Here is a 13,962-nt window from a genome sequence, read left to right as displayed (position 1 = left end):
CTTACTGCCACGGAAACACCGTCGTGACGGACCGGACGTTCGCCCCTTCCCACGATCCGTCCCGCTATTTTTCCCGCAATACGAAATCGATGATAAGCTGTTTCGGCTCGAAATCGACGACCTCGACTGTATCCGGCGTATGTGTTTGTATCTGAACTTCCACTTTGCCGGGATAGACGATCTTTTCACAATCGATAAACAGCGTCATATCATCGGGATCGAGTCTGTCAAGCGTCACAAGCGGAGCCTTCACTTTGATCATGCCGTCGGGAAGCGGTCTCCCGTTTTTCAATATCGGCGCGAGGTTGTTGAGAATGATCTTTTCACCTTCGAAGGTTCTTTCCTCGATAATCTCCTTTATCGCCGCGTTGAACTCGACCACGGTGCCGCCTTTGAAATCGATTACCGGATCTTCCGATTTTAATTTGATGCTGCCGTTGAAATTTCTCGTTCGTCCCGTAATATCGATATCTTCCGTATAGACCGTTTCGATCCGGCCCACACGTGAATGGGGGCCCGTAATCTTGGCGAAAACGGGAGTGAATGAAAATCCTTCGAGCTTGTACCCCCTGGCCGGTTCACCCTTTGTCTTTATTTTTATCTCGACGTTCTTTTCCTGCCGTTTTTCCAGTTTCACCTTCATGATGTTCGGTTCCAATTCGATCGAAATCTCGAGATCCGAAAGAATCGATCCGACTTTTCTGTACTCGACCGGAACCGTATATTCGCCTTCTTCGGTTTTATCGAGCAAATCGATAAACACCTCGATATCCTCTCGCCGTATCTGCTTGATTTCCTTTTCCGGATCGCCCATGATCACCACGAAAATATTCTCCTTGATCGGATCGGCGATCGCCAGATTGTCCTGAAGCTTTACCGTCAGGGGGATATACAACTGATGTTCTTCACGGTTGCTCATCCGGTTGAACACGAAGAGAAAAATAGCGACGATCAATGAAATGATCTTGACGGGCCAGTTGAGAAGCATTTTTCTGATAAACGATCTAATCTTCAAGGCCTCCCTCTTCTCCCTCGCCGTCGCCTTCGTCTTCCCCGAATTCAAAGAGGGTTTTTAGTCTTCTCGCCGCCTCTTCGATCGATATGTCGTAAAGCAAATGAGCGTCGTAGGACAGCGAAATGGCGCCGGTTTCTTCCGAAACGATAAGAACGACCGCGTCGGTTTCTTCCGTCAATCCCAATGCCGCCCGGTGCCTGGTTCCGAAACTCCGGCGTATATCGAGCTGTTCGGAAAGGGGCAGGAAACAACCGGCCGCGATAATCGTGTCTTCCTTGATAACGATCGCCCCATCGTGAAGGGGCGTATCTTCGGTGAAAACGGTAAGGATCAGGCTCGAGGAGAGTGCAGCATCGAGCCGCGTCCCCGTTTCGATGATATTCTTGAGTCCGATATTTCGTGCGAGGACGATCAGACTCCCCCGTTTTTTTGCCGAAAGCACCTCGACGGAATTCAATACCGATTCGAAATGATATTTTTTGGCGATCGATCTGAACCGGAACCATTTATCCTGACCGATTTTCGTGAAAATCTTTCTCAATTCGGGTTGAAAAATAACGGCGAGAAAAAGAATAATCGACGGGCCGATATAGCGAAAAAGCCAGCTCAAGGTTTTTAAATCGAGAAGGAACGTCAATGAAATGATGATGACGAGCATAAATGTACCCTTGAGAAGTTGAATCGCCCTTGTCTGAACGAGGATCTGATAACATTTATATATGATGAATGCCAGAATCAGGATATCGAGACCGGGTCTCAGGTAATTCATGAAGAGCTTTACGAGCCAATCCACGCCTCAACATTATAGTTTTTTTGAAATACTGTCAAATGATTCCGTCAATAACCCGACCACGCCGATTGCGCGAAGGTGTCATTCTTTGACACCTTCGGCAGCTGTTTTGACGATACGCAACTTTCCCGATGACTCGAGCATCTCTTCGACCGCCTCGGCAATACCCTCGCTGTCGATTCCGCATTGGCTGATCAGTTCTTCCCGTGTTCCCTGACCTGGAAAGATTTCCGGAACGCCGAGTTTTCTGAAAGGTTTTTTCATTCCCGCCGACTCAATGACCGACTGTATCGATTCGCCGATCCCGCCGGTGGTTGCCCCGTCTTCTATCACCACGATATATGAGTAACCGGCGGCGTGCCCGCATAAAAACATTGTATCGATCGGTTTGATAAAACGAAGATTATAAACGTCCGAAAGAATTCCTTTTTGTGAAAGCAGGTTCGAAGCTTCCAGCGCCTCGTTAAGGAGTCCCCCCAACGCGATAAGCAGGATATCGGCTGAGTTCCTGCGGATAAATACTCCCTTTCCTTTTTCAATGGGGCTTTCCAATGAAGCCGAATCCGGCATACAGAGGGCTTTTGGATACCGGATAAGGACCGGTTCATTTAAGGATAAAGCATAGCGAAGCATGAGATCTATTTCGGCCTTCGAAGCCGGCGCCAGGTAGGTAATGCCGGGAATCGCCTTGAAGAGAGGGATGTCGTAAATACCCTGATGTGTTTCCCCGTCGCCGCCGACGAGTCCCGACCTGTCCATCATGACGATAACGGGTAATTTCTGCAGTGCCACATCATGGATAAACTGATCGACCGCGCGCTGCATAAAGGTCGAATATATGGCGACGACCGGCCTGTGGCCCGAAAGCGCGAGTCCGGCCGCGAAGGTGAGCGCGTGCTGCTCCGTGATACCGACGTCAAAAAACCGGTCCGGATACTTTGTCTGAAAAGTGGAGAGTCCCGTTCCGATTTTCATCGCCGCGGTAATGGCGATAATCCGGCCGTTTTCCGCCCCTAATCTGGCGATACTGTCCGAAAATGCCTCGGTGAATGTCATATTCCCCTTTTTTTCCACTTTTCCGTTGACGATCGAAAAAGCACTGACGCCGTGATATCCAGCGGGATCGCCTTCCGCATGGCTGTACCCCTTCCCTTTCCGTGTTTTTATATGAACGACGATCGGTTTTTCCCGGATATGCCTTACCTGGTTGAAAACCTTGATCATGAGCCGTATATTATGGCCGTCGATCGGCCCGATGTATTCAAAACCGAGATCTGAAAAAATACTCTCATGAAAAAGGAAGGCCTTGATTCCCTTTTTGAGTCTGAACAGGAAGTCGAATAAAATTTTTCCGAACAAAGGCATTTTCAGTATTATTTGTGAAAAGCCGCGTTTGATACCCTGATACAGTTTCGTTGCCGTAATCTGCGAAAGGTAGGAAGAGAGCGCGCCGACATTCGGTGAAATCGACATGGTATTGTCATTGAGAACGATGATGAGTTCTTTGTTCAAATGTCCGGCATGATTCAAGCCCTCGAACGCCAGACCTCCGGTCAGAGCCCCGTCGCCGATAACGGCGATAACACTGCCGTCCGCGCCATTCAGTTTTTGTCCGACGAGAATACCGAGCGCAGCGGAAATCGAAGTCGAGGCGTGGCCGGCGTCGAGAATATCGTGGGGACTTTCCGTCCGTTTCGGGAACCCGCTTATCCCGTTCAGTTTTCTGAGTGTCGGAAACGATTTCATTCTTCCGGTAAGCAGTTTGTGCGTGTACGCCTGGTGGCCCACATCCCAGATTATTTTATCGATCGGAGAATTGAATACCCGGTGAAGGGCGATCGTGAGTTCCACGGCTCCGAGATTCGAGGCGAGATGTCCACCGTTCTCGCTTACGACATTGATTATCATCCGCCTGATTTCCGCAGCGAGCGCGGGGAGGGAATCGATTGGAATTCTTTTTAGATCGTCCGGCTGTTTGATGCCACTCAGGAGGGGATAACGGGTATTCATGATATTTCGTCCTTTCTACTGAAACAACAGGTCGATCAATTTGTTGATATAACGCAGAAAAAGTTCTCTCTTTTTTTCATCGGAAAGCGACACCTTCCTTATCCCCGTTCCCGTTCCGGTGGAAGTCATCGCGGTTTCCGCAGCAGGACCGCCTTCTTCAGGTCCCGCCCCGGCGGATTCCGGTTCTCCGGTTAAAGCGTTTTCCATACCGCTGAACAATTCCTCGATATCCCCTGCCGATAAAATATCCGAGCCGGGAATCATAAAACTTTGAAACACGAGTCTGGAATCGGCTATTTTGGAAAAAGGGATTTTTCTCTCGCCGTCAAGATCCCTCACATCGATATAACCGGAAAGCCGCAACGATTCTTCTTTCCCGTCAAAGGAAATACTTCGTGCACCTTCGATCGAAACATGACGGTCATCCTCGATACGGATGATCCGGGTAACCAGGGTGGTTGAAAAGGAATATTTCTCGTTACCACGCGCCGAATAATCCGCCTGTGTTTGCGCGAGCGGAAGAAAAGAAAAAATGTGTCCGTAATCGCCGCCGGAAAAGTTGAATGTCATGTTTTTCGAATCTTTTGAGGCTGAGATAAAAGAAAGCGAAAGTGATGTGTCGATTTCAACGATGACAATATCTCCTTCCTGCAGCATTTTTTCGCCCGATAGATATCCGCGAAAATCATCATCCCACAAGCTTTCGCCATTGGCAGACAATACACAGCATATAAGCAGCAAAAAAAGAAGATATTTTATTCTCATAGCAACCTGTTATTAGTATCGTAACGTTTCGCTATTTAATTTATCACAACTCACTCCGGTATTCAACCATATCCTGAAGCCGGTTCACTCTGTAAGACAAAGCACTTTGCAATGCAAGACAGAACGCTTTCCCCAGCAGATCAGTCATCAATTTTATGACTATTCGGTCATCAATTTTATGACTATTCGGTCATCAATTACCTGACTTTCTTTTTATGCCTGTTTTTTCTCAGCTTCTTTTTTCGCTTGTGTGTCGCAATTTTGTGTCGTTTTCTCTTTCGTCCACAGGGCACCTGATCATACTCCTTTCTCGATAATCCCGCAGAAAGTAAAAATCCACCTTCGAAGGACGTTCTCGGAACGACGGTGACATTTTTACTAAAGCATACCGAAGAACAAAAGGCATAGCCTTTATCAAAATATCGTTAACAGTCTTGTGAACCACCTCTTTTGGAGGTCGTTTGCTTACATTATTCACCTCTCATAAGGCGAATACCGATATATTTCTCCGGCTTCCCCCAAACTGCGGATTAAGCCTGTTGCCGCTTCCGCAGCAAACAGCATGATATTTATTCAATAACGTATTTATCCTTTAAACCAAAGAACAAACGTACCGTTCCAAATTCGTTATGACTGGGACCGGATTTCAATCCCATAGGGCTATTTTACACCTTACTAGTTAAAAAAGGACACTGAAATCCGTCTTTTTTTACTATTGCAATATTCACAATTTATTCATTATTTGTCAAGGGGTTCCGGGTTATTTATGTACATGATTTACGGGTTGATTATGTTTTCTCTAAAACCCTCATTCTGAAAAGGCGGTGGGATGAAAGAATTCCTGTATCCGGAGGTCTCGATCATATGATTGCCGAAGAAAGTCCATGATCTCCACAAGCATTGTCTCCGTTTCATCCGGATGGTGCCAGCGGATACCGGGAAGCGTTTTAAAATAGGTTATCTGCCTTTTCGCGTAGCGGCGGGTATTCTGTTTTATCAGTTCCTTTATTTCCGGAAAGGTAAAACAACCTTGTTGCATAAGAAAAAACTCACGATAACCGATCCCTTTCATCCCGGGATCGTCTTCCGTGAATCCCATTTCGAGAAGACGTTTCACCTCATCCGGGAGTCCCCGTTCGAACATCGCATCCACACGGTCATCAATACGTTTGTAGAGTTCGGCACGTTCAAGGGTAAGACCCGTGATGTGAACGTTGAGTCCGTCCCTTTTATCCCCCGGCACATCAAACGACGTGACGGGTTTTCCCGTTAACTCATATACTTCGAGGGCCCGGATAATCCTCAACAAATCTTTTTTCCTGACTTTTTCCGCGTATACCGGATCGATGAGGGCGAGTCTGTCGTACAGGTTCGCCAACCCCTTTTCCGCAGCTTCCTTTTTCAATTTCCTGCGTATTTTCTGATCCGAGGGTGGTGTTTCCGGCAAACCATACAGAAAATTTTTTATATAAAAACCCGTCCCCCCGACAATGAGCGGTATGTTCTTTCGCGCGTGAATCTCTTCGATACATGCATCGGCCATTTTTACAAACTCACCCGCGTTGAATTGGCGTGAGGGATCGACAAAATCAAAGAGGTGATGGGCCATTTTATTGAACCGGCCGGGGTCCGGTTTCGCCGTCCCGATCGAAAGGTACATGTATACCTGCTGGGAATCCGCGTTAATGATTTCCCACTTCTCATTGAAGTTACCGTAAATGAACGAGGATTTTCCGACAGCCGTCGGCCCGACAAGAATGACAGCGGGTAGCCGTTTCTTATTCTTCGAGTCGATATTCTACCTTTTTTGTAAGAATTTGCTTTATTGCAAGAGAAACGACCCTGCCGAAACTCTCTTCGAGTTGAATGTCTCCTGCAAGGTTAATCTGCGCGGCACGCTTTATCGCCGCACAGGTAAGTTCATACATATTCCCTTCGTAACTGACGAGAAGATCCAGCGGGAGCACCCTGTCCGAATCGCCGATATTGTTTTTTCTACCCATAACAGAAGAGAACGTACCATTTTTTTTCGATTCTGTAAATATATATTTCGATAATTCTTTTATCAAAACACACGTTTCAGCAATATATACCGTATCGATCCCCCGTTTATGACAAAAAAGGGGGATTGCGTCATATTGTTTGCTGCTCCGTGCTTTATCGCGGCCGCCTTGTCATGGACATGGCCGCGGGTCAGCGGCCGGTTTCGTCTGAGATTATTCCTTTTGCACGATCGATGATCAAACCGGCGACATAGTACTGGTCGCCCTTTTCCGTATCGATGATACAGTCGGCAAAATCATAGCCGTCGATATCGATGCCGTACTGCCTGAGATAGCGCGCGTGGTCCCTCCTGTCCCTCTCGATTGTTCGCGCAATCGACGTTTCATACGGGATTTTCTCCCGCTTCGCGATCCGTGCTGCGCGGACTTCGATCGAACTCATGAGATAGGCCTTCAAATCGGCATTTTTCAAATGCCAGATTGCAAGCCTCGAACCGAGCACACAATCACCCTTGGACGCGAGCATGATCAACATATTATCGAGGTATCGGTCGTACTGCGGATCCTTTTCCGCGAGTTCGCACATCTCCTCGAAATCGATCCCCCATTCCTTTGCCATATCCCGAAAAGTAAAATTAATAAGACGCAAACCCAGTGTATCCGCGACAATCTTCGAGACGGAGGTGTTGCCGCACCCGCTTTTTCCGGATATCGCTATCGTTATTTTATTCGACATTCCGAAGCAGCTCCCGTATGGTTTCAATCGAATCCTTCACCGTGATAACGGCGTTGTTCACGTCTAAAAATATGCTTTTCGATCCGATCGTATTTATCTCCCGGTTCAATTCCTGACAGATGAAATCGAGTTTTTTTCCGACACTCCCCTCTTCCTCGATAATCGACGAAAAACTCAGAAGGTGGGATTTCATGCGGGAAACTTCTTCCCTGATATCGAATTTTATGAGCATCAGGGCGGTTTCCGAAATGACACGGCCTTCATCTATTTCATTTCCTAAAAGCTCGTGAAATTTATTCCTGAGTGTTTCCTTTATCTTTTCTTCGATTTCGGGGATATGCTTATCGATAACGGTCACGTTTTTACCGATCTTTTCGATAATCGTTTTGATATATTCCTTTGTCCGTCCTCCCTCGACCATCCTCGATGCATCGAACTCGGCGAATGATTGATCCAAAAGCGGCAGGATCGATTCCCAGTATCTTTCGATGTCGTAATTTTTTTTCGGTTTAAGGATACCCTCGATCCGCAATAAATGCGAAAGTGTGATCTTATCATGGATCCCCGCCTCCCCGGCAAGCTTTTTGAGGGCGGAGACATAGGTATGGATAATCTCCTTATCCAGAAGGACTTCCACTTCCTCCTCGATTTCCTTCACCTTGAGAATTACCTCCACTCTTCCCCTGTTCACCCGTTCGGCAATAAAGCCGCGCAACCGCTGCTCGAGCTGCGCGAGAAACGGAGGAAGATAGACGACGATATCAAGAAAACGGTTATTGTAGGATTTGAGATTAATCACGAGGTGATATTTTTCAGACTGATGTTCGAGATAACTGAATCCCGTCATACTTTTCATACGTCTTCTCCTGAAAACCGCTTGAATAGTTCCCTGCCGACCTTCCAGTTGTCGCCTGCCCCCATTGTAATAAAAATGTCGCCTTCTTTCAATTCTCTTTTGATCAAAGCGGCGGCACCCGCAACCTTTCCGATATACCTCACCTCGACATGATGCTTCGATACTTCCCGGTACAGTGCTTCCCCGGATACGATTGCCTTGTCCTTTTCACGTGCCGAGGCGTAGATCTCGTGAAGCATTACCTTGTCCGCGTATTCAAAACATCGGCCGAAGGCCTCGAGAAATCGATACGTGCGCGAATAGGTATGCGACATGAAATCCACGATCAGCCTTCTTTCCGGATAAAAATCACGAATCCCTTTCAGTGTCGTGCGAACCGCGGTGGGATGGTGCGCGTAATCATCCATAAAAAGAATACCGCCCGCCTCACCGAGTATCTCGCTCCTCCTCCTGCTTCCGCTAAACGAGCAGAGCGCGGTACGGATCGATATTTCATCCCGATTGTCGATGATTCCTTTTTCACGTTCGAGTATCGAAACTGCCAATGCGATTGCCGCGGTCGCGTTCATGGCGGAGTGTTCACCCGGAATTCGTATCGAGAACTCTTTTTCGAAGCGCCGGAGACGGAATCGCACTTCGCCGTTTCCTGTCATAATCGAGGTTATCCTGAAATCACCCTCCGCTTTTCTTCCGTATTGTATATAATCGATATCGGACCTCTTTTCCCTGATTTTTTCAACGACCTCACTCACCCCCCCGTCATCGATGCAGTAGATGAGCGTGCCGTTTTTAACGAGCGACAATCCGTATTCTTCAAAGGCGCGCATGATATCGGCTCGATCCTTGAAATAGTCGGTGTGATCTTCTTCTATCGAGGTCATCACAATCCTCGAGGGTTTGAAATGCAAAAAATGCCGCTGATATTCGCAGGTTTCCGCCACAAGATACTTTTTTCCGAGAATGAGTGTCGATCTGCCGCCGAAGCCAGGCACCTCGCTTCCGACGATTACCGTGGCGGGAAGTTTCAGGGCCTTTATTATCGTACCGGTCATGGCGGTCGTCGTTGTTTTTCCGTGAACCCCGGATACGCCGCTTGAATCCTGTTTTTGGGAGAGCATACCGAGGGCTTCGGGGTAGGTGATACACGGTATGCCCGACCTCCCCGCTTTATTCAATTCGGGGTTCGTCTCTCTCGAATAAGCCGATGAATAAATGATCAGCTCCGTACCGCCGGGGACATGGTCGCCGCTGAATCCGGATGAAACCGGTATTCCGAGGTCGCCCAAAATCCTGTCCGTATAAAATTCGTCTTCGACATCGCTTCCGGACAACACAGCCCCGCGCTCATGAAGTATTTCAGCGAGCGCGGTCATACCGGTACCCTTTACACCGACCATATGGATGCGGCGATTTTCAATTGACGAGAAGAGTAAAGAGGCCCTCATCGACGCAATAATATATGACAAAGGACTTTCTTGCAAGCTCCCCGAGAAGCGGAGCCTGCTTTTCCATCGTTTATACGACCGATTTGTTCACGGTATGAGAAATATCGATTGCCGCATTATCAAGATAAAACCTTTTTGTCAGTAAAGAATATATTCATTCGGATCCGTTTCAATAGCCGCCTTTTTCCCTTTCTCTTCTTCCATATCGTGAAAATGCTCCTTTTGTTCATCTGTTTCACGCGCCGAATCCTCTTCCTCTTCATCAACATAATGCGCGGAATAGGCGATACTGTGAAGCGGGACTTCATTCATTGCATCGGCGGAGATCTCCTCGTCACTACCGGACCGGATCGTTTCGTCTTCCGTATCATCCTGATCGCTGACGACGTCTTCGTCATTGACGCCGTCTTCGTCATTGACGACGTCTTCGTCATTGACGCCGTCTTCGTCATTGACGACGTCGATGCCCGGAGCCTGCCCTTCCGTGACTTGGTCTGCGATGCCGGTATCGGGTCCTCTTTCCGTTTCAACGGTATGAGCGGACGGCCCTCCTGCCACCTCAAACGGGCGTATTTTCCCCAGGGCCCGCTCCACATGAGTGCGCAATGAAGGATATCTGACCCTGCAATCCTTGAGAACCTGAACGGCTTCCTGCGCGTCTTCCCCGATTTCGGCGAGGATGAAAACAAATCTGTTCAAAACATCAACGTTCTCTATGCCGTCTTTATAAAAACGGATAAGATAGGGAACCGATTGCCTTCCCCCCTCGACGAGGATCCTTGTGACGGGACACGAAGCCGCGTCGGCTTCCATAAGCACGGGCAGCAGACGAACGAAGATATCGAGTTCCGTCGCCCGTTTTATCCCGATTTCACCGAACACGAAACATATCTTTTTCTTTCTTTCAATTGGAACCGACCCGGATTCAAGCGATTCGAACAAAAAGGGCATTATCTGTTTTATCGATAAAAACAACTTTTCTCTGATTTCCATACCCCAGAGATCTTCCGTGATTCCCTCTTCGACGAGCGAGACAAAATCGTCGATATCACGAAAACACATGGCAAGCAGCACGTCCCGGGCGACATCGTTTCCCGAATTCGCCTTGTCCAAAAGCAGGGGAAAAGCAATCGGATTTCCGCAATCTCCCAATGCCTGTATGATATCGTCATGAATCGATAAAAGTTCATCATTCTGAAGCAAATCCATGAGAGCATGTGTGACGGACATCTCCCGAGATGCCTCGAGCAATAGTTCCTTTATCCTTGATGTGTGAAGGTCGTACGATCGATCAAGGGTAAAAGAAAAATCTTTCCGTGACGGTTGAAATGCCGGGGATATCATCCCGTTTTCTATATAACCGCGGTCTTCGAGTTCCCTGACAACGTCATCCGCCGTACGGTTCATGCTCGAAGCGATCGCCTCGAATCGTTCTCCCGTGATCAAGCCGTCGGGTGAGAGTCCGCCGAGAAGCACCACGCAGGCACGGACGAGTTCGGGAAACATCACACTGTTCGTTTTACTGATAATGTCGAGGAGCATCGGGACAAGTCCCAATGCCCGTTCAATATATTTCCTGCATGAGTATATCTTATCGATTATCTTCGTTTTTTCTATTCTCTTTTCAATTGACGCTTCCGGTTTCTTCGCTTTCAGGGCTTTGTTAACTTTCGACAAAGCTTTTTTACAGTCGGCAATAATAATAGAAGCTTTATGTGTCGTATCCACTACTTAACATCATATGCACTCACCGTCCCGTTCGCAAGTATTAATTCGGTTTTTCCTTTTTTTATGCCGCCGGGAATACGACCCTGAAACAGGCGCCGTTATCGCACGCGATATATTCGATATGACCCATATTTTTCCGTACGATCTCCTTTACGATATAGAGACCGATACCGGTACTTTGCCTTCCGGAAAAATGCGGTTCGAATATGATGTTTTCCGACCCTTCCGGTACGCCGGCCCCGTTGTCCGTCACATCGATCACCACATGGCCGTCGATCCTCCTGATCGTCACACCCACGTGTTTTTCGCTTCCGCCTGCCGTCTTTACTGATTCGACCGAGTTTCTTATAAGATTGAAGATAATCTGTTCGATTTCGCTTTTACCGGCAAAAACGGCACAACCCTCTTCGACATCGATAGTAAAAAGAACAGCGTTCTGTCTGTATGTGGTTCTTACAAGCTTGAAAAACTGGAAGAGATCCTCTTTCAGATCGATCCGGCATACGGTTTGGCGGCCGTTATGGGTGATGGTATCAATAAAACGGGAAACCATGTCGCTTCCGGACTGCGCCAATTCGAGGACCGCGGAAAGAATTTCATCTTTCCGTTTCACATCATGCTTTATCAGTCCGTACTGTGAAAGTATTTTGAGGTTGGCGAGCATATTCTTGAACTCATGTGTCGTCCCGGCCGCGAGGAGGGAAGCGGCAGCGAGACGGTCCTGAACGACGAGTGTGTGTTCTGTGCGTGCGACACGTGAAAGCGCCTCCGAAAGCTTTTTTTCCTTTTTCCCCAGTTTGGCATGAAAGCCGTACAATTCCTCTTTCAGCAGATACCCCTCATGAAAAAGCATATAACCGATGCCGCAAAGAAAAAAAATGGAAACCCAGAGTGTCGTATCGATATACCCGAGAGAGAGTGAGTCACAGAGAAAATCAAACGGCCGGGCGAACATTAACAATACCGAACAAATCAAAAGGTACAGAAAGACTCCGCGGTGTGTTTTTTTGTACAGGTCAAATAGGATATGCATCGGATGAAAAAGAAGAACGCAGACAATAAAACAATAATATAAAGAAAAACAGACGGTATGGCCCGCGCCCGCAGACATAAGCGCAATAATGACGACGGCGTGCAATCCGGTTGAGATATTCCACAAATAGTGAAACCTTACGCCCTTGAGGGTAAAAAGCAGGTTACCGGCAACCAGGACAAGAGCAAGTGAAGCCATGACACCGAAAACGGAAATGCGGGGGAACATGTTCTTTACGCCGATAAAAACGACAATAAGCGCAAAAAGAAAAAACTCCCGCCTGTTGCCGTGACTATCGTATCGAAGAAAAATCACCGCGAGATTCGAAACAAAAAGCGTGAGAAATACGATTCTCCCCGTATTGATTACACTCCCGATATCCATGTCGCCTAATAAATCTCTGAAAGCGGTATCGGGTCCGGATTCTTTTCTTCTCCCTTGAGTTTCGCGAACTCCTTGAGAAGGGTCTGCTCGTGTGACGATAATTTGGTGGGAATCCTCACCTTTATCTTGATATACATATCACCCCGTTTGTTCTGATTATGCAAAAACGGGATGCCTTCCCCCTTTAATCTCAGTACTTTACCGTTCTGGGTTCCGGACGGTATATTGAGTTTTATTTTTTTGTCTTCCAGCGTGTTGACATATATTTCTCCCCCGAGAGCGGCCTGTGTGACGGATATCGGTATCATGCAATAAATATCGTTTCCTTCACGCTGGTAGTACAGGTGCGGTCTGATGGAAATATAGACGTAAAGGTCTCCCGGGGGACCGCCGTTCAATCCGCCGTCACCCTGTCCCGGAATATTGATCCTTTTACCGTTTTCGATACCGGCTGGAATCGTCACCTTGATACGCACATTTTTCTTGACGAGCCCCCGTCCGGAGCACGTCCTGCACGGCGATTCTATAATTTCACCTTCACCCCCGCATGTCGAACAGGTTGTCGCAATCGAAAAAAATCCTGAGCTTCGCCGCACCTGGCCGCTTCCGCCGCAGGTGGGGCAGAGCTTCTTCCCGCTTCCTTTGTCCGCACCGGTCCCATGACATTGCGAACAGGTTTCGTTATGGGGAAACGCCACCTCGATCTGCGTACCGAAAACCGCGTCCTTGAAATCGATCTCGACATCATAGCGCAGATCGGCCCCGCGGCGCTGGTTCGTACCCCGCCGCGAACGATTGCTCCTCGATCCTCCTCCGAAAAAGGAATCGAAAATACCACTAAAATCCCCGAAAATATCTTCAAAATCCCTGAAAACGGAGGAAAAATCATGGGCTCCTCCCGCCATCCCTTCGACACCCGCGAAACCGAACTGGTCATAGGCGGCACGCTTCTTTTCATCCGCGAGTACCTCGTAGGCTTCGCTGGCTTCCTTGAATTTTTCCTCCGCATCCTTGTTACCGGGATTTTTATCCGGATGATACTTGATCGCGAGCAGCCGATAGGCTTTCTTTATCTCTTCTTTTGAGGCGTTCTTCTTGACACCTAATACTTCATAGTAATCTCGTTTTGCCACGTCTGTTCTCTATACTTACGTAAGATGTGTATCCTTCTCAATTATCGTGTCGATCTTATGATCG

The 13,962-nt window shown here is 47.9% G+C and carries 12 protein-coding genes; all 12 read right to left on the bottom strand.

Going from position 1 to position 13,962, the window contains the following annotated elements:
* Nucleotides 1-64 precede the first annotated feature (64 nt).
* The 12 genes from JW881_14230 to dnaJ all read right to left on the bottom strand — a co-directional run bounded on the left by JW881_14230 (nt 65) and on the right by dnaJ (nt 13,898).
* A complete protein-coding gene (locus tag JW881_14230) occupies nt 65-1,015 on the bottom strand; it encodes a hypothetical protein (GenBank protein ID MBN1698669.1) in 951 nt (316 codons plus the stop codon).
* A complete protein-coding gene (gene cdaA / locus JW881_14225; protein MBN1698668.1) occupies nt 1,005-1,784 on the bottom strand; it encodes a diadenylate cyclase CdaA in 780 nt (259 codons plus the stop codon). The genes JW881_14230 and cdaA overlap by 11 nt, the downstream gene beginning before the upstream one ends.
* 102 nt (nt 1,785-1,886) lie before the next feature.
* Nucleotides 1,887-3,815 carry a 1-deoxy-D-xylulose-5-phosphate synthase gene (locus tag JW881_14220; protein ID MBN1698667.1) on the bottom strand — a complete coding sequence of 643 codons (1,929 nt, stop codon included), beginning with the start codon at nt 3,813-3,815 and terminating at the stop codon, nt 1,887-1,889.
* Between the two features lie 15 nt (nt 3,816-3,830).
* Nucleotides 3,831-4,580 (bottom strand): flagellar basal body L-ring protein FlgH, encoded by a 750-nt coding sequence (locus JW881_14215; GenBank protein ID MBN1698666.1) that lies wholly within the window; start codon nt 4,578-4,580, stop codon nt 3,831-3,833.
* Between the two features lie 808 nt (nt 4,581-5,388).
* A complete protein-coding gene (gene miaA, locus JW881_14210; protein ID MBN1698665.1) occupies nt 5,389-6,375 on the bottom strand; it encodes a tRNA (adenosine(37)-N6)-dimethylallyltransferase MiaA in 987 nt (328 codons plus the stop codon).
* Nucleotides 6,359-6,583 carry a DNA-directed RNA polymerase subunit omega gene (locus JW881_14205; protein ID MBN1698664.1) on the bottom strand — a complete coding sequence of 75 codons (225 nt, stop codon included), beginning with the start codon at nt 6,581-6,583 and terminating at the stop codon, nt 6,359-6,361. The genes miaA and JW881_14205 overlap by 17 nt, the downstream gene beginning before the upstream one ends.
* A gap of 190 nt (nt 6,584-6,773) precedes the next feature.
* A complete protein-coding gene (locus tag JW881_14200) occupies nt 6,774-7,319 on the bottom strand; it encodes a (d)CMP kinase (GenBank protein MBN1698663.1) in 546 nt (181 codons plus the stop codon).
* The gene (locus tag JW881_14195; protein MBN1698662.1) at nt 7,309-8,175 is read right to left on the bottom strand and encodes a YicC family protein; all 867 of its coding nucleotides are present in this window, start codon (nt 8,173-8,175) and stop codon (nt 7,309-7,311) included. The genes JW881_14200 and JW881_14195 overlap by 11 nt, the downstream gene beginning before the upstream one ends.
* Nucleotides 8,172-9,620: a UDP-N-acetylmuramate--L-alanine ligase gene (gene murC / locus JW881_14190; protein ID MBN1698661.1), complete on the bottom strand. Its 1,449-nt coding sequence runs from the start codon at nt 9,618-9,620 to the stop codon at nt 8,172-8,174. Before murC ends, JW881_14195 begins: the two co-directional genes overlap by 4 nt.
* Nucleotides 9,621-9,758: 138 nt before the next feature.
* Complete coding sequence (locus tag JW881_14185) at nt 9,759-11,297, bottom strand: hypothetical protein (GenBank protein ID MBN1698660.1); 1,539 nt, start codon at nt 11,295-11,297, stop codon at nt 9,759-9,761.
* A gap of 112 nt (nt 11,298-11,409) precedes the next feature.
* Complete coding sequence (locus tag JW881_14180; protein ID MBN1698659.1) at nt 11,410-12,765, bottom strand: HAMP domain-containing histidine kinase; 1,356 nt, start codon at nt 12,763-12,765, stop codon at nt 11,410-11,412.
* A gap of 5 nt (nt 12,766-12,770) precedes the next feature.
* Nucleotides 12,771-13,898: a molecular chaperone DnaJ gene (gene dnaJ, locus JW881_14175; GenBank protein MBN1698658.1), complete on the bottom strand. Its 1,128-nt coding sequence runs from the start codon at nt 13,896-13,898 to the stop codon at nt 12,771-12,773.
* Between the last annotated feature and the right edge of the window lie 64 nt (nt 13,899-13,962).

The organism is Spirochaetales bacterium (assembly GCA_016930085.1).
In the GTDB taxonomy this organism is placed as follows: domain Bacteria; phylum Spirochaetota; class Spirochaetia; order SZUA-6; family JAFGRV01; genus JAFGHO01.
The sequence above is the reverse complement of the archived record's forward strand: the minus strand, read 5'-3'. Positions and strand labels throughout refer to the sequence as shown.

Bases quoted from the DNA above. Each gene is read 5' to 3' on its own strand.
- cdaA (MBN1698668.1), bottom strand. From the start codon at position 1,784: ATGAATTACCTGAGACCCGGTCTCGATATCCTGATTCTGGCATTCATC.
- JW881_14220 (MBN1698667.1), bottom strand. From the start codon at position 3,815: ATGAATACCCGTTATCCCCTCCTGAGTGGCATCAAACAGCCGGACGAT.
- JW881_14215 (MBN1698666.1), bottom strand. From the start codon at position 4,580: ATGAGAATAAAATATCTTCTTTTTTTGCTGCTTATATGCTGTGTATTG.
- JW881_14205 (MBN1698664.1), bottom strand. From the start codon at position 6,583: ATGGGTAGAAAAAACAATATCGGCGATTCGGACAGGGTGCTCCCGCTG.
- JW881_14200 (MBN1698663.1), bottom strand. From the start codon at position 7,319: ATGTCGAATAAAATAACGATAGCGATATCCGGAAAAAGCGGGTGCGGC.
- JW881_14195 (MBN1698662.1), bottom strand. From the start codon at position 8,175: ATGAAAAGTATGACGGGATTCAGTTATCTCGAACATCAGTCTGAAAAA.
- murC (MBN1698661.1), bottom strand. From the start codon at position 9,620: ATGAGGGCCTCTTTACTCTTCTCGTCAATTGAAAATCGCCGCATCCAT.
- JW881_14180 (MBN1698659.1), bottom strand. From the start codon at position 12,765: ATGGATATCGGGAGTGTAATCAATACGGGGAGAATCGTATTTCTCACG.